At 52.7% G+C, this 16446-nt stretch carries 18 protein-coding genes and 1 pseudogene; 14 read left to right on the top strand and 5 right to left on the bottom strand.

Going from position 1 to position 16446, the window contains the following annotated elements; translation table 11 throughout:
- Positions 1-16: 16 nt before the first annotated feature.
- The 7 genes and pseudogenes from C447_RS00560 to C447_RS00535 all read left to right on the top strand — a co-directional run bounded on the left by C447_RS00560 (position 17) and on the right by C447_RS00535 (position 5620).
- Positions 17-433 carry a hypothetical protein gene (locus C447_RS00560; RefSeq protein ID WP_007689787.1) on the top strand — a complete coding sequence of 139 codons (417 nt, stop codon included), beginning with the start codon at positions 17-19 and terminating at the stop codon, positions 431-433.
- Positions 434-524: 91 nt separating this feature from the next.
- A pseudogene (locus C447_RS18860) lies at positions 525-677 on the top strand (AsnC family transcriptional regulator); the annotation flags it as partial.
- Between the two features lie 12 nt (positions 678-689).
- Positions 690-1010, top strand: a complete 321-nt coding sequence (locus C447_RS00555; protein WP_007689773.1) for a hypothetical protein — start codon at positions 690-692, stop codon at positions 1008-1010.
- A 154-nt stretch (positions 1011-1164) separates the two neighbouring features.
- On the top strand, positions 1165-2103 hold the full coding sequence (locus tag C447_RS00550; RefSeq protein ID WP_152416114.1) for a calcium/sodium antiporter: 939 nt from the start codon (positions 1165-1167) through the stop codon (positions 2101-2103).
- 138 nt (positions 2104-2241) lie between these two features.
- Positions 2242-2658: a DUF7522 family protein gene (locus C447_RS00545; protein ID WP_049904279.1), complete on the top strand. Its 417-nt coding sequence runs from the start codon at positions 2242-2244 to the stop codon at positions 2656-2658.
- Between the two features lie 364 nt (positions 2659-3022).
- Positions 3023-3778, top strand: a complete 756-nt coding sequence (locus C447_RS17005; protein ID WP_007689767.1) for an SDR family oxidoreductase — start codon at positions 3023-3025, stop codon at positions 3776-3778.
- Between the two features lie 663 nt (positions 3779-4441).
- A complete protein-coding gene (locus tag C447_RS00535) occupies positions 4442-5620 on the top strand; it encodes an MFS transporter (RefSeq protein WP_239639156.1) in 1179 nt (392 codons plus the stop codon).
- Between the two features lie 58 nt (positions 5621-5678).
- Here C447_RS00535 and gdhB read toward each other — a convergent pair whose 3' ends face one another.
- Complete coding sequence (gdhB, locus tag C447_RS00530) at positions 5679-6977, bottom strand: glutamate dehydrogenase GdhB (RefSeq protein ID WP_007689763.1); 1299 nt, start codon at positions 6975-6977, stop codon at positions 5679-5681.
- 14 nt (positions 6978-6991) lie between these two features.
- Positions 6992-7201 carry a rubrerythrin-like domain-containing protein gene (locus C447_RS17535; RefSeq protein ID WP_152416117.1) on the bottom strand — a complete coding sequence of 70 codons (210 nt, stop codon included), beginning with the start codon at positions 7199-7201 and terminating at the stop codon, positions 6992-6994.
- 114 nt (positions 7202-7315) lie between these two features.
- Here C447_RS17535 and C447_RS17000 point away from each other — a divergent pair, with 114 nt between their 5' ends.
- From C447_RS17000 to C447_RS00525, 3 genes are all read left to right on the top strand, one after another.
- Positions 7316-10153, top strand: coding sequence for a GAF domain-containing protein (locus C447_RS17000; RefSeq protein WP_007689761.1), 2838 nt, complete (start codon positions 7316-7318; stop codon positions 10151-10153).
- Positions 10154-10323: 170 nt separating this feature from the next.
- Positions 10324-10491: a hypothetical protein gene (locus tag C447_RS17530; RefSeq protein ID WP_239639155.1), complete on the top strand. Its 168-nt coding sequence runs from the start codon at positions 10324-10326 to the stop codon at positions 10489-10491.
- Positions 10488-10652, top strand: a complete 165-nt coding sequence (locus C447_RS00525) for a helix-turn-helix transcriptional regulator (protein WP_007689759.1) — start codon at positions 10488-10490, stop codon at positions 10650-10652. The genes C447_RS17530 and C447_RS00525 overlap by 4 nt, the downstream gene beginning before the upstream one ends.
- Before the next feature lie 24 nt (positions 10653-10676).
- On the opposite strand, the gene C447_RS00520 is transcribed toward C447_RS00525, so the two are convergent.
- Positions 10677-12332 (bottom strand): NADH-quinone oxidoreductase subunit D, encoded by a 1656-nt coding sequence (locus tag C447_RS00520; RefSeq protein ID WP_007689757.1) that lies wholly within the window; start codon positions 12330-12332, stop codon positions 10677-10679.
- A gap of 114 nt (positions 12333-12446) precedes the next feature.
- Between C447_RS00520 and C447_RS16995 the strand changes: the two genes are divergently transcribed.
- Both C447_RS16995 and C447_RS00510 read left to right on the top strand, forming a co-directional pair.
- On the top strand, positions 12447-13106 hold the full coding sequence (locus tag C447_RS16995; RefSeq protein ID WP_007689756.1) for a helix-turn-helix domain-containing protein: 660 nt from the start codon (positions 12447-12449) through the stop codon (positions 13104-13106).
- Complete coding sequence (locus C447_RS00510; protein WP_007689755.1) at positions 13106-13492, top strand: hypothetical protein; 387 nt, start codon at positions 13106-13108, stop codon at positions 13490-13492. Before C447_RS16995 ends, C447_RS00510 begins: the two co-directional genes overlap by 1 nt.
- A 93-nt stretch (positions 13493-13585) precedes the next feature.
- Here the strand turns inward: C447_RS00510 and C447_RS00505 are convergent, their stop codons facing one another.
- On the bottom strand, positions 13586-13885 hold the full coding sequence (locus C447_RS00505) for a hypothetical protein (RefSeq protein WP_007689754.1): 300 nt from the start codon (positions 13883-13885) through the stop codon (positions 13586-13588).
- A 76-nt stretch (positions 13886-13961) separates the two neighbouring features.
- Here C447_RS00505 and C447_RS00500 point away from each other — a divergent pair, with 76 nt between their 5' ends.
- On the top strand, positions 13962-14306 hold the full coding sequence (locus C447_RS00500) for a DUF4326 domain-containing protein (protein WP_007689753.1): 345 nt from the start codon (positions 13962-13964) through the stop codon (positions 14304-14306).
- 61 nt (positions 14307-14367) lie between these two features.
- The gene (locus C447_RS00495) at positions 14368-15246 is read left to right on the top strand and encodes a hypothetical protein (RefSeq protein ID WP_239639154.1); all 879 of its coding nucleotides are present in this window, start codon (positions 14368-14370) and stop codon (positions 15244-15246) included.
- A 626-nt stretch (positions 15247-15872) separates the two neighbouring features.
- Here C447_RS00495 and C447_RS00485 read toward each other — a convergent pair.
- On the bottom strand, positions 15873-16394 hold the full coding sequence (locus C447_RS00485) for a DUF7342 family protein (RefSeq protein ID WP_007689746.1): 522 nt from the start codon (positions 16392-16394) through the stop codon (positions 15873-15875).
- Positions 16395-16446: the final 52 nt, after the last annotated feature.

Raw genomic sequence — 16446 nt, 5'->3', positions numbered from 1 at the left:
CCAAGGTAACAACACCATGACAACCACGAACAACAGCAACACGAACCCGGACTACGACAGCCTCACCAACTACCTCGAAGGCCGATTCGACGACGACCTCCGGTGGGTGGCCTCGTTCAATGCGACGAGCTACGACTACGCGATGCGGTACATCCGCCCGGACCTCAAGACCGAACTGTCGGGCCACGAGTTCGACGTCGTCGTCCACCGCTCGATCGCCCTGTTCCGCCGACCGTACGTCGAGGAAGTGTACGCACACCTCGGGCCGGCGCGGACGCTCGTCATCGAACACGAGCGGGCGACCGCCGTTCACCTGTATCTCTCCGACATTACGGGCGTGATCATCAAGATCAAGGCTGGAAACATGATCACGTTGCCGACGTTCACCGACGACTGTCTCAACGCGTTGTTTCCCGAGGAAGAAGGACCGTGACCGACGGGGGATCGGGGCTCGGAATGAGTGAACGATGCCGGTCGGATACTTATACCGTCATCGGTCCACGAACCATCGCTGAGGAGATCACATGACTCTGCAGGGAATAGATGAATTGGACCGTCAAATCCTCCACGAGCTACAACACGATGCACGAGGAACCTCCTCAAGTGACATCGCCGAACGGGTGTCGTCGTCGCCATCGCCGAGTACGGTTCGAAAGTGTATCCAACGGCTAGAACGCCAAGACATCATCATGGCGTACCGCGCCGCAGTCGATTACGAACAGGTGGGCTACCAGCTACACGTCCGAATCGTCTGTACCGCACCGATCACCGACCGCGCTATGTTGAGCGATCAAGCGCTGGATGTTTCCGGCGTCATCGGTGTGCGCGAGCTCGCAACCGGCGAGCGAAACGTGGTCGTTACCATTTTCGCCAACGACAGTGATGACCTCACGCGCATCGCCGTAGAAATCGGTGCTATCGGTCTCGCTGTCGTCAGTGAAGAGTTGGTCCGCAGCGACGTAACCCAACTGTTCTCCGAGTTCGTCTCGCAGAATCTCCGTGGTGAATAATGAGCCGAACCCATCGATTCGAGTATCCGGTCCGGAAGCCAAAACACGTACTACCTTCGCCCCTTTCGCGACGGACTAGCACAGCGCTGTCACTGCCCGTAGTCCGGAAGCACGTCCGACTCTCCTGGGGATGTGGCTCGTCTTGTCGACGCTCATGACCGTCCCGGAAACGATTGTCGATCTCATACTTCTCGCCATCGGTGCCTTCGGACTATGGGTCGGTGCATCACAGTTCGTCAACGGAGCAAGTCGGATCGCTCGGCGATTCCGTGTCTCAGAACTCATCGTGGGGCTCACGATCGTCGCTTTCGGAACGTCCGCCCCCGAATTTGCCGTGACGCTCGACGCCGCGCTCGTCGGGAAGGCAGATATTTCCGTCGGCAACGTCGTCGGCTCCAACATTCTCAATCTCGGTTTCGTTCTTGGTGGAGCAGCCCTCATGCGCGCACTTCCGATTTCGAGGGATCTTCTGCGACGTGATAATACCGTGCTCTTCGGAGCAACTGTGTTGGTTTTTGTACTATTGTGGGACCTACAGGTCTCTCGTCTCGAAGGGAGCGTGTTGCTCGCATTTTTGGGCGGATATATTGTCGTATTAGTTCGAAGCGACAGCGAATATATCGCAGTCGAGGAAACACCTACGACTTCATTCAATTGGTTCGATGTTATTCGACTGATCGTCGGGATCGCAGTCGTAGTTCTTGGAGCCCACTTGCTCGTTCTCGCGGCAGTAAACCTTGCGCGGGATGTCGGGGTTTCCGAATGGGTAATCGGTGTAACGATCGTTGCTGCTGGCACGTCAATGCCGGAGTTCGCTACCTCAGTCGTTGCAATTCGACACGGGAGAGCCGGGATGTCGGCAGGAAATCTTGTTGGTAGTTGTGTCTTCAATTTCTTAGGTGTGCTAGGGTTGGCTTCTGTTATTCGACCACTTTCCGTTGCATCTACTGCGATTGAAAGTATGTGGTGGTTACTTGGGATCGTCCTCATTGTGAGTTTCTTGTTCAGAACTCGGAACGAACTCTCCCGAGTAGAGGGCGGCATTCTCGTCGTTTTGAATGCTGTAAATTGGGTTGTCGATTTCCTGTTTTGAGGGGATCACATCTTTCATTCGACGATTGATCTAACAGATAAATTTGAATATCTCTACCTTGTTCGGTTGGGTAAGTTCTGGATACGTATTTCGCGTCCTGGCGATAGAGTTATTATCAGAGCCAACCATTTCATTGACATGAAAGAGGAGTTGTCAAATGAATTTGTGGAGGGTGTTGTTAGCATTTGTCGAACTGGTATCGGTGATTCACTCCGAAGTGTAATCCATTTCACGCCTACTGACTTCGAGATGCTCTATCTCCGGAGCGACCTCTACGAGAACGATAGAGAGCAGGCACGCAAGGCGAAACGATCATTTGTCGATAACGAACGTCTCGGGTTTGATTCCAAGGAGACGTATAGAGGGCTTGAAACGGACCCGGACAGCGAACCTGATATCGGCACGTACGAATTCACTATTCGCGTGTTCTCCGAGGGATTCATCAGCCGCGTCATCGTTGGCGACCAGGGCATCATTCTTACGACTGATGGACTTGATCTCGCCAGTTTTGAAACGGTCGCCATTGCCCTCCGTGTGCTACTCAAAGAGTTGTAGAACTCTATCGGCGAGTGCTATCTCCGATTAAGTAGGACAGTTTTGTCCTAATGGAGTGCTATCATTCCATAGTGAGAACGATATTAGTGGATTACACGTCACTTGCTACAAAGTGTTCGATATCAAGGCAACGAGGAAGAATTGCTAACATAGCCCCCTCACAGGGAACGCGAAGTACACGGTCGCTAACCCCTTATATCGATGTCCAGAGGGTGCTCTGATACCTTACTTTTCGATTCCCTAAGAACGCTCTACCACATTGTTGAGAACGGCTACTCAGGACGTCTATGATAGACGAAACCTTCTATACGGTTCACGCCAATTGTTATGTTGTCTCATACATATGGGATAGGAACCAAAATCCATGAAAGGAGTAAAGGAGGGAGTAGCGGTCGTGACCGGAGCGGGGTCGGGAATCGGACGGCAATCAGCACTGCGCTTTGCTGAAGAGGGGGCTAGCGTGGTCGTCGCCGACATCTTCGAAGACGGTGGAAATGAAACCGTTGAGATGATTCAAGAAAAAGAGGGAAAGGCAACATTCATTCGAACAGATGTTACTGAGCAGGAAGATGTCGACCAGATGGTGCAAGAAGCCATTGACCAATATGGGCGACTCGATTTTGCTCACAACAATGCTGGGGTCGAAGGCGATAGCGTTCTGCTGGCTGAACACTCTGAGGAGAACTGGGATCAGGTAATTGGTGTCAACCTGAAAGGCGTCTGGCGATGTATGAAGCGCGAGATACCGGAGATGCTCAAGCAAGGGAAGGGAAGCATTGTCAACACCGCTTCCATTTCCGGGCTGACCGGTAGCGGCGGATCACCCTACGTCGCCAGCAAGCACGGCGTTATTGGATTAACGCGAAAGGCTACATTAGACTACGCGGATGAAAATATCCGAATCAATGCTGTCTGTCCGGGCGTTATTGATACCCCGATGGTACAGCGGGCTGGCGAGGCTGACCCCGAAATGATGGAACAAATAACAGCGGGTGTACCTGCTGGTCGGTTAGGTACCCCTGAGGAAATTGCCCAAGCGGTCGTTTGGCTCTGTTCGGATGACTCCTCGTTCGTGATGGGACATCCGCTGACTATTGATGGAGGACTCACAGTCCAATAAGGATTCAGACATTATTCGGTATGCAGCGGCAGCGACAAAGCCAAATCAGTACGTTTACTAACTAAGTCTCACACGCGATCACTCGTTTGCCCATTTCTCATTCCCTCCATTAGTAAACTAGTGATTACTGACAGGGGTGACAGAATTTGAGAATCGACAGAATCTGTATTCGGAGAGAAGTCACCAGCTATTCTGTGCATTGAGAGCATTAGTCTCCACTTCTAAGACTGGGGGATACATCAGAATGTGTTCTGGGAGTTGCAGACTTATCTCGGGTCTTGTGATAATCTCACAGTAAACGAAGGCACACACAGCGTTTAGGAGGATATGATTTCGCGATAGAACTGTTCAAGCCCATATCGGTGACTCACCAGTAGTTGCACGGACCCAATCAGTGATTAGGAAGAGGTGTAGTACCACCCTGTTAGTGGCCTAATGGCTGCTGGCAGGAAATATGGGATTTCTGAATTTGCGGAACAAGTGTTCAGAGACACTGCACTCAGGATGAATTGACGTTTGGATACCGAAGTAATAACTAATACAATACCAATCACATCAATCAAGAAATCTAATGCACTCGACTAAAGCATATGAGCATAAAAATTTTGATAAATGCTGCGGTAAGTCAGCACGTTTTCCCATCTCAAGGGGATAACGCAGATAGTGAAGCGAGTATGGGACTATCGAGTTACTCTCGTTGTACTCTGTACGCTGGCGTTTTTCGCGACAATGGTCGCTCGATTGGTCATCAGTCCAGTAGTGCCGGAAATCGTCGATACATTCGATTCCTCAAGCGGTATCCTTGGACTGGCTCTGACTGGTCTCTGGATGGCGTACGCGTTTGTGCAGTTTCCGAGCGGTGTTCTCGCTGACCGATACGGCGAGCGACGTATCATCCTCGCCGCAGTTGGACTCACAACAGTCGTCAGTGGCCTGCTTGCACTCTCGCCATCGATGCCTATTTTCATCGCCCTTACACTCCTTTTAGGCGGTGTTGCAGGGCTGCACTATAGCGTTGCAACGACACTCCTTACCCGGAAACTGAACAACATCGGCACTGCGATCGGTCTCCACAATTCCGGTGCACCACTCGCTGGGTTGATAGCTCCAATCGCAGCGGCAGCTGTGAGTCAGTGGCTTGGCTGGCGGGCTGCAATCGCCCTCGGAGCTGTGGCCGCCTTACCAGTATTCATTCTCTTTCAGTGGAAAGTACGCCCAACAGAACCCGCACGGCCCACACAGCCAATGGGTGATCGGTTCGCGCTCAAACCGGTCATCGAGTTGCTCTCCCGGCGAAAAATTGCGTTCACTGCTCTGCTGGCGTTTTTATTCGAGTTTATTTGGCAGGCGACAGCATCGTTTCTTCCGACGTTTCTGATCGCGTATCATGGGTACTCGGTAACGTTCGCTAGTACGCTGTTTTCGACATACTTCGTAATACAGGGACTCACACAACCCGGAATTGGATCGCTATCGGATCGATACGGTCGTGAAGAGATTGGGGGGCTGTGTGCAGTTCTCGGGATCGGGGGATTCGGACTGCTCCTTATTGGATCGAAGTTACTAGTTCTGCTCGTTGGAATCATTCTCGTTGGCGTCTCGATGGGATGGGGTGCAGCACTCCTCCCGCGTTTTGTAGATAACCTTTCGAGTGCCGAGCGAGGTGCTGGATTCGGTCTCGTGCGGACGACCTATATGATGATGAGTGCAACTGGGAGCGTCGTCATAGGAACGATCGCGGATGCTGCTGGTTGGGGAGTCGCTTTTGGGACATTTCTCGTGTTTCTCCTGGTGATTTGCCTGTTACTTGCCGGCAATCGGATGCTTGATCTCGGCTTCTGAGACAGAAGTTGCTTAGCCAAAAGCCGAAGAAGCGAATCTCGCGAGCACCGATCGCATATTACGGCCAGAGACCACGGGCTTCGTGGGCTTCTGCCAGACGAGAAAGAGCAACGATGTATGCAGCATCACGCCACGATACATTCCTCTTTTCAACTTCCGTTCTGACTTCGTTCCATGCGGTCAACATCTCCTTTTCTAGTTCGTTATTGACCTCCTCAAGCGACCATGGTCGACGATTGATATCCTGTAGCCATTCGAAGTAGCTGACAGTCACACCCCCAGCATTTGCGAGAATGTCTGGGATGACAGGGATATTGCGCTCTCTAAGAATTTCGTCTCCTATGGAGGTTGTGGGGCCGTTTGCCCCTTCTACGATAATGTCTGCTTGGAGCGTATCCGCGTTATCTTGAGTGATGACGTTCCCAACTGCAGCGGGAATGAGAACATCTACATCGATTTCGAATAATTTCGCTGCAGATAGAACCTCGTTCGCATATTTTGTGACTGATTCCGGCTCTTCATCATGCGAAGGGATTCTTTGAACGTCGATCCCATCACCGTCATATGCAACACCATTGACGTCGCTTACCGCGATGACGGTCGCTCCCCAACTATCGAGTAATCGAGCAGCGTTTGCACCCACACTTCCAAACCCCTGCACAGCGACTGTCGCTCCTTCTAAAGGATGATTGTAGTAATCACAAACCTCTCGCGTGATAATTGCAACACTCCGACCAGGTGCTTCCTCGCGTCCATAGCTTCCGCCGATAACTGGTGGCTTGCCGGTGACGACACCAGGTGAGGTTTCCCCCTGTTGCATACTATACGCATCCATGAGCCAGCCCATCGTCTGAGCATCAGTTCCCATATCTGGTGCTGGAATGTCTTGCAAGGGACCGATGCTCTCCCGGAGCTCCTGCGCTAATCGACGAGTGAGCCGCTCTTTTTCTCCTTCGCTCAGGGACTTTGGATTGACAACGACACCGCCCTTCGCGCCGCCGAATGGAAGATCCATAACCGCAGTCTTCCACGTCATCCACATCGCTAGGCCAGTACATTCTGCCTCACTAACTTCAGGATGATAGCGGAGGCCCCCTTTGTACGGACCGCGCACACTGTCATGCTGGACACGATATCCGGTCAGTACTTCGAGTTCTCCATTATCACGTTCGAGTGGAAGAGACACCCGGTGGACGTGGCGAGGGTGCTTTAGTCGCTCAGCGATCCCTTGGTTAAGGTCGATATGTGCAGCCGCCTGCTCTAACTGCTGACGAGCGGTTTCAATGGCCGATTCATTACTCTGTTCGGGTGGCGAGACGGTCGATTTTATTGCCGATTGGGGAGTTTCTGATGACATGGGGTCTCCTCCTCTTATTCGAAGGACATGGAGCGATTTCGAAGCATTGAGTGACACTGTGGGCAATCGCCTGGATGAGATTCTCCGAGGACAAGCTCTCCACACCGGAGGCATTCATATTCGGACGTTCCCTCCGGGTCGTAACCTACGTTCCACACACGCGTTACTTCTGAACGGGTCTCTTGCTCTTCTTCGGAGCTCTGGTCTTTTGGCACAGTGACCATAAACGCAATACTTGCCAAACCACGAAGGCTGTGGTGCTTCAAAGATACATATTGAGTCCGCGACACACACTTCAGCCTGTAAGGCCTTATTAGGTAGTAAGCCAACTTACACTCGTGCTCATCAATTCCTATACCCCTCCCTCGGTACTTTTGGTTGGTACTGAAAGTTGGTTGAGTAGTGTTGCAACATCACTTGAAGGAACTGCTGAGACCTTACACTGCGCTCAAACGGTCGAGGAAGGCCTCGGTCGTCTGAGAAATGAATCATGTGACATTAGTTGTATCGTCAGCGCCTACACGATCCCGGACGGGGACGGAATATCGTTGCTTCGTGCCGTCCGTTCGACGCATGCTCAGCTTCCAGTAATTCTTTATCCGAGAAATGGTAGTGAAAGCCTTGCTAGCAATGCAATCGCTGCTGGAACAACTGACTACATCGTTCCCTCTGGTGATATTCCAGACTTGCAATTACAAGAGCGTGTAGAGCAAGTACTGACCAACGCGAAGAGAGAGGAAGACAAAATCCAACAAGCCGAACAGTTCGAAATACAGTTTAGTGACCCTCTTACTGCGACGATATTGCTTGATTCGGATGGGTTTATTCATCGAATGAACGATACTGCTCTCGAATTGACGGACGCTACCTCTAAGTCGCCAAAGAACAAGCGCCTCTGGGATCTCCCACTTTGGACACAACAGCGAGATATTCGTAATATTCGAAATTCGTTTGAGGCTGCTGTCTTAGGAATGCCACAAACATTGGAAACTACATACGATACTCCTAATGGCGATTCAGTCGTAGATCTCTCGATACGAGCAGCTCCTGAAGGAGAGAAAGAAGCTAGATCGGTTCTGGTGACAATGAAGAACATTTCCGAGCGTGTTGAGTTAGAGCGTGATCTTCGGCATTCCGAGCAGTTACACCGAGTTATACTCAACAATATGAATGAAACTATTCTTATTGCTGACGATGATGGTGAGTTCACGTACATCTGCCCTAACGTACGGTTTATTTTTGGTTACACTGCTGAAGAGATCGAAGAAATTGGAACTATCTCCGAATTACTGGGAGACGGTCTATTTGACACTGATGACCTCGATAAAAAAGGGATTATAACTAACAAAGAGCGAGAAGTGACAGACAAGTACGCCGACGAGCACACACTACTCATAAACATAAAACGGGTTTCAATCAACGGTGGGACAACACTCATCAGTTGCCGTGATATTACTACGCGAAAGCAGCGCGAAGAAGCACTCTCAACCCTTCATGATCTAGCTCGAGAGCTTCTTTATACGGAATCTCGCGAAGAGATTGCTCAGAGTCTTGTTCAGCATGCAAGACGAGCACTCCCTCTAGAGTACATCGAGTACTATTCATTAGATGAGCGAACAAATGTTCTCCACTCGTCAGCCAGTTCTGACTCACTGAAGACACCCCAGAAATCCGACACCAGGATAGAACTCTCTGAAGAAAACGTTGTCAGCCAAGCTTTCCTTGAGGGCAGATTGATGATTACCGATGAAGGAATAGAGAGCCCAGTCATTCAACCTAGTGATCTCAGGAGCTCGCTCGCAGTGCCAATAGGAGATGAAGGTGTGCTATTTGCAAGTTCAACCACACCGGATTCGCTAAACGATGTTGTTCGAGAAATAACAGATCTTCTTGGTGCAACTGCTGAGGCAGCATTTGATCGCGTACAACGAGATGAGAAACTCCATAAACGAGACCGCGAGTTGCAACAGCGGAATCGTCGACTCTCAAAGCTCAACCGGATAAACGATATTATTAGAGAAATCGACCAAGAACTCGTCACAGCCAGAACACAGGAGGGAATTGAGTACGCTGTTTGCGAGCGTCTCACAGCATCCGATCGGTTTAATTTCGCGTGGATCGGCTTCCCAGGCGAAAGTACCGGTCAGGTCATTCCTCAAGCGTGGGCCGGCCGAGGAATGGAGTATCTCAATTCTACATTTTCCGAAGATGTGCCACATGAGGAACCCACTGCTCAGGCAGCTGAAACACGACAGGCGACAGTAGTCTCAAATATCGCGAGTAAGATTCATTCAGAGACCTGGAGATCGGAAGCACTTGCTCATGGATTCCGTTCTGCTCTTAGCCTTCCCTTGGTCCATGAAGAAGCGTTCTACGGCGTTGTAACCGTCTATGCAAGCCAACAGGAGGCATTTGATGAAACCACGCTATCAGTACTTAACGAGTTGAGCGAAACGATCGCTGCGGCTATTACTGCAGCAAAGCAACGGGATGCACTTCTTAGTGATACTGCCACCGAGTTGGAGTACAAAACAACTGATAAAGAATCTGTTTTGCTCCAGCTTGCGCGTACAGCTGACTGTGCCATCTGTTTTGATGAAGGTCTCCAACAGACTTCCCAAGGGATATCAGCAATCGCTAAAGTTGAGCAAGATTCTCTCGACCACCTTCGCGAAGCGGCCATATCGATCGTCGGTGTTGAAGATTTCCGTGTGATTTCTGAATCGACTGATGGAGGTGCTTCAAGCGTTCAACTCCGATTCTCGAATCCCTTTATCGCGACTAAGCTCATTGATCATGGAGCTATCCTCCGTGAAATATCCGTGAATCCAGAAGCAATGCGCCTCAAAATAGAAGTCCCACATCCAACGGCCACTCGACCTATCAACAACATTCTCTCAAATGAGTTCAAAGACCTGTCTCTTATTACACAGTACGGACGGCAGCGTTCGAACGATATTCGTGATTTGGCTCGTCCACAAATCTTTGATCAACTTACTGACCGACAGTTAGAGGTTGTGAGGACAGCCTATCTGAGTGGGTATTTCGAAACGCCACGTGAGAGCACCGGCTCGGAGGTTGCAGAAACATTGGGGGTGTCTCCCTCTGCATTTTCCCAACTTAACCGTACCGTTCAACGAAAGATATTCTCAACTCTGCTTGAGCCAGAATCGTAAGGTCGGCCTCAGCATTTACACCAGGTGTGGTAGTATAGAGACTGTCATCTCTAAGGTGCCACTGGTAAAAGTCTAATTCGCAATCGATACTGCTCTTTTCTATTTCCACTTGGAAAGCCCAGCGGACTTACCGTTGGGAGGAATATCGTTGGGAAAATGTGCTGGTTTGAATGAGTACCGAAACAGGGAGTGATGAACCATCCAGCGCATCTCTTTCGTATCAGAACATTCTCGAGCGGGAGATGGAAGAAGCACTCCAAGAAATCGCTCGTCCAGTAGCGGGTGCGTTCTTATCGGGTCTTGCAGCAGTGACCTTCCGCAGCGGCGTGACGCAATGAACCTCAGCCAAGGCGAGCTGGCGGGGGCTGTCGGAGTGAGTCGGCAGACCATCAACGCAATCGAACGAGGGCGATACAATCCATCGTTGGAGCTCGCGTTCGAACTTGCTTGCCACTTCGACTGTACTATCGAGAATATCTTTATTCCTGAAATTGAGTGACAGCTACCCCTCTTCAATCTTCTCCTACCGATCGACTTCACCGAGAACAATATCGAGGCTCGCTAACGACGCAATTAGGTCCGGGACGTACCCACCTGTAGCCATCTCCTCCAGTGCATGAAGGTTCGAAAAGCACGGACTCCGAATGTGAAACCGGGCTGGCTTGTCGGTCCCGTCGCTTCGGATGTAGATCCCGAGTTCGCCTTTCGCGGCCTCCACTGCACGATAGATCTCGGCGTCCTCGTTCGGTCGCAACGTTCGTGGAACACTTGATTGGATTTCGCGGTTGTTCTCGGGCCAGTCTTCGAGTAGGTCGACACACTGGTCGATGATACGCGCTGATTGCTCGATCTCCTGTAATCGGCACAGCACGCGCGCGTAGTTGTCACCCTCTGCAGCAGTCACCACCTCCCAGTCGAGTTCGGGATAGTACCCGTAGGGGTCGTCTCGCCGAAGGTCGTAATCCACGCCCGAAGCGCGCGCTACCGGCCCGGTACAGCCGTACTCCTTTGCCTCGTCGACTTCCAAAACACCCGTATCGACGCACCGGAGTTGAAACAGTTCGTTCGTGGTGAGCAGGTCGTGATACTCATCGAGTTTATGCGGCAGGTCATCGAGGAATTCTCGAACCTTTTCGAAGAACTCTGCGCGCGGTTCAGGGAGGTCCCATGCGACCCCTCCCAACCGGAGATAGTTGAACATCAGGCGCTGGCCCGTCAGATCCTCGAAGATACTCTGGACGACTTCCCTATCCCGCAGGGCGTACATGAACGTGGCAGTGAACTCGCCGTAGACGTCGAGCGCAAAAGTGCCGATCGCGAGCAGATGGGAGAGAATCCGCGAGAGTTCACCGCTCATCGTCCGAATGAGCTGTGCGTAGTCGGAGACCTCGAGACCGGCGAGGTCCTCGGCAGTGCGAGCGTATGCCCACTCGTTGAGTATCTGCCCGCCGAGGTAGTCCCAGCGGTCAGGGTATGGCATGATCTGGTGGCGGTACGTGCTATTTTGGCACATCTGCTCCTCACAGCGGTGAAGATAGCCCGGGTCGGGGTCCAGACCGACTACCTGCTCACCGCTTAGGATGGTCTCGATATGGAGCACACCGTGGGTTGCGGGATGATGCGGCCCGATGTTCAGATACATCGTATCCGCGCCGTCCTCGCGATGGTCGTCCTCTAATGGATTGGCGTGGGATTCGAGTGTGACCACCTGTGGCTCGTCCTGGTCGTAATCGAGTCCTAGCGGGTGGCCCTGCCACGTCTCGGGGAGGAGAATACGGCGAAGGTCGGGATGGTTCTCGTAGTGAATACCCACCAAGTCGTAGGCTTCGCGTTCGTGCCACTCGGCCGTCCGATAGACCGATGCCGCACTCTCGCTCACCGGGTCGTCCCGTGAGGTCGGGACGATAATGCTCACTTCGTCAGTAGGGTCGCTGTACTTTTTCAGGTGATAGATGCTCTCGAAGCGGTCTTCGTATTCCTGTGCTGTGACGTTCGAGCAGTGGTCGAAGCCCGCCTCATCCCGCAAGACGCGCAGCGCGTCCTCGATTTCATCAGGTCGGACGACGAATCCCGGCGCATTGCGATGGTCATCGCGGGCGATTGTATGGGATGAGAGGAGAGCAGCGAGCGACTCTTCGACAGCTCCGTTTTGGGTTTCACTGGATGTCTGTGAGCTCATTGTGGAATCGTTGATTCTGATAGCCGAACGATAGCTGGGCATTGGAAGGCTGCCGGCGAGCGCGTTCTGCCTCTCTGGTGAGGGTTGTTTAAATGAGGAGACTGATGGCTTGGTGTGAAGTATCTCCAGTTGTGTCTCGACCAGAGTGAGGAGATCATCCATCCGATGCACGAGTTCGTCGCCGAACACGACGAATACAGCTCATATCGACTTCTGCAATGGAATCCTGCTGTCGGTGAGACGAACACGATGATATTCTACGCTGAGGGGCCACCCGGTCCGTATGAGTCCGCTCTCGAAGACGTGAGCACGATTTTAGACCACGAGATAGTACCGGCTGAGGAGAATGCGTTCTATCTCTACGTGCGCGAACGCCTCGACGCGGGAGCACAACGTCTGACCAACGCATTCACCCATGGAAGCCTCGTCGTGATGCCTCCGATCGAATTTCGTAGCGACCGCAGGATAGGACTCACTGTCGTCGGGACAGCCTCTTCCCTCCAGCAGGCACTCGACGAAGCTCCAGCTAGCGTTGATGTCGACGTCCAGCGTGTCGGTCAGTACGATGCCAGCCGAATGGATGCCGCAAATGCTCTCAGCGACCGCCAATCTGAAGCGGTAACTGTCGCGATCGAGATTGGGTATTACGAATCACCCCGTGAATCTGGGGTCGCTGACGTCGCCGACCGTCTCAACTGTGCTCCTGGGACAGCGGCCGAACACCTCCGCAAAGCAGAGGCCGCTCTCGTTCATCGAGTTGTCAGCAACCCGTGATGATTTCTACAAACCTCCTAATTACTGATAAGTCGATTCAGAAAATCGAGACTACAGTCACCGTGGTTGTTTATGGAGAGAGCTCTCTACGGGTGTTCGGCTGGTCTGTCGCAACGATCGGTATCTTCTTTTTGCTACTTAATTGGATCATAGGAAGAACCTCTGAATTCTGGGTTAGGGGTGAGGTACCGCTCACTGGCGCTAGCTTGTATCTTGATTTGGACAACGTGCTCTTGAGCGTTCAGTCCTTCACGTCGTTCATCCCAGGAATAGCAACGCGCGAGTTGGATATCTTTGTGCAGGTGGTGACGGCAATAGAGAGTTTTCTTGGCGCGTTCTTCGTAGCCCTGTTTGTAGCAACAGTCGTCAGGAAGATCGAGCGTTGAACAACTGTTAGAGAGAACTGTTGGGACGTTAGTGCGCCTTTCAGCAGTATACCTTCGTAGTTGAGGGCGAGAAGATGCGTGCGAACGTGAGTTCTACAGGAACGAGAGAAGCGTTAGGGCGGAGCCGACGACCGAGAGCAGGGCGGCGAGCGCGAGGAAGACAAACCAGTAATCACTTTTTGAGAACTCCGTCGGGTTGCGCTGTCGGGCTTCCCAGCCCGCCATAACCAGCAATGCTCCGCCGCCGACGATCATCATCCAGTTCCAGAAACCTCCCGAACCTGCGAGGATGCTCGCCACGCTACTTACTATGATCGAGAGCCCAATAATGGCCATTAAGCCCATCCAGATGTAGAACCGATCAATCGGGAATCGTTCTGTCGCGGTCGACATACGAGACGTTTGTATTCCATCCGACAAGAATCTGACCCACGAATATCTGAGTCGCTACTAACAATACAGATAACATATGACCGAGAAACAGACCACGCTCACCGGCGAGATTCAGACCCGACTCGTGAACCAGCGGAACACGGACGCTTACGACGTCGATATTGGGCGAGCAGACGGCGGGACGAGCCACATGATGAACACCGAGATCGGCGAGCCGGGGTGGCTCGGGAATCCCTATCCGGTATCGGACTATTCTCGCGAGGAGTCGATCGCCAACTACCGCGAGGACTTTCTCGCTCGGGTCGACCAGGACGAAGCGTTCCGCGAGGCCGTCGAGGACCTACGCGGACGGACGCTCGCCTGTTGGTGCAAACCGAAGCCGTGTCATGGCGATGTGATTCTCGAGTATCTTCGCGAATAACTGATATTCCGCTGACGTGTGTTGATTAAGCTTAAGCCGAATGTAAGAGGGCTATCTGTTAATGCGTAAGAGAGTTGCAGTTTGGGCCGTAGTGGCCGTACTCATCGTTTCGGCGGCTCTCATTGGGTTTCAGATTAATCCCCAGGGAGACACAAGTCAGAGTATTGGAACAGGAGCCGGTGGGGACGCCGGCCCCATGAGCGTGAGCAGCATCGACCTGATCAATCAGACCGAGGGATTGCTCACGTACGAGATTTCGTACAACGGAGCCTATCAGAAGGGTGAATTAGAGAACGCGCTCGTGCGGACGGTCGACGCCAAACGGGTGCAGGCGAGTAGTATCCAGGTGACGAACGTCGAGCAGCACGTCGCAACCGTCCAGGTCGCGACTGATGGGGACGAGAATCCTACTACGCTCGGCAATCGGATGCTCCGCTCGCTACAGTTGAACACGTCGGCCCAGACGGCCACCTCCGAGACTTCTACCGCTACCGAATCGGAGAGCTCGGAAGCAAACGCAACCCACTATCAGATCGACTTCGTGCAGGGTGAAGCGATCGAGAACCTTCGTCACCCGCCGTCGAATTACTACACCCCGGACAAACTGATCCGCTACGCCCACGGGAGCACCGAGAACACCCTCAAACGGTCTTCGGATGGTGAATTTACCACGAACGATACGCTCGCGAGCGCGGTCGAGAGCTCCGATATAGTCGTAATGAGCAACGGGACTGCGCGTGTGAGCTTCCGGATCGCCGAGGGTGCAGACCCGGTGACGCTCACTCTCGCGAGCTACGAGAAGCCCGGTCCGGTGTGGTCCCCGACGAGCGAGGCCAACCAGACGTTCATCGACGCCAACATCAGGACCTTCGAGCCCGGTGGCGTCTACACGCTCCGTGTCGATCTCCCGCCAACCGCGACCGAGGAAGCATCAGGATAAACTTCTGGTTCATTGTCATGATCCAATGCACTAAGCGCCGCTTCAAGAGTCGTACCATACGTGGTGAAACCACTTGGCTCCTCTCGTGCAGTCCAGTACCCGGTGTCGCCCTCAGTCAATATGATTCGGTGCTGTTCAGTCATAATGGATTGGTCGTAGAATCCGTAGGAATGTCCACCATGCAGTGGAATTCACGTCTTGGAATCGAGAAGCGCCAGCACCTCCCAGACGACACGACTCGGGTTCATCGATGAGAACGTCCGTGACTCGTAGGAGTACTCAGAGCCCGCCATCTCGCGCTCTTGGTAATGTCCCCACTCTTCGACATGAGGGTTCGGTTCATGATGCCATCCGAAATCCTGTCCTGTTTCGTCAGCATAGTGGAACGAGAACTCGGGAGGTGCCTCGGACGTTTCGCCAGCGAACCATCGCACCGTGAGCGTCGCTTCTGAAATACTCTCGGTGAGTTGGTGGGGATTCAACTCTGCGACGACGCGAGTATGAGTGTCAGAGGGAAATCCTTGCGCCGTCAAAATCATCGGGTGACGTTCAAGCTCGCGTCTGATACCTCGGAGGGCGCGATGAGAGGCTGCTGCCGAATCATATGAATCAACCCCATCCATCGCCTACGCTAGGGCCCTCGTGTCTCGACTGTACGTGGCATAATTCTTGATCGCATCCTCGACGATCGATAGACGATGGACAACGAGTTCCCAGTCGCTTGCAGCAGTCCGGATCTCCTTGGTCTGGTCGACTTGGTCAGCTTGTGCTGCCCGTTCGCGAAGACCTTCGGGTGACGTCACGTGGAAGCTCCTTTCCCAGGCCTCGATTTGCTCCAGCAGATCCTCTTTGAGCTCGATGAGACCCTCGTGGTCGTACTCGTCGAGGAGTTCCCGTATGGTCTGCGCTCGCTGATACAGTGGATCAGGAGTATAGAGGGTTGTCCCGTCGCGATCGAGTTCTACCAAGACGTGCATGTCGGTGAGTCGATTGAGGTGGGTACGCGCCGTGTTCTCCGCAACCAGAGCTTCGTTGGCGATCTCCGAAGCGGAGCGGGGTTGAGAGGCGGTTTCGACGACTGACCGTACTCGGTCGAATGCGCTGGTATGCTCTTTCCACGCCTTAGCACCCGGTGCATCTTCTGCCATGCTGCCCTTTCGAACTAGACATCAATAAAACTATCTACAGGTCATATATTCG

This window comes from Halococcus hamelinensis 100A6 (genome assembly GCF_000336675.1).
Lineage (GTDB): Archaea > Halobacteriota > Halobacteria > Halobacteriales > Halococcaceae > Halococcus > Halococcus hamelinensis.
This window is presented reverse-complemented; position numbering and strand designations above follow the sequence as displayed.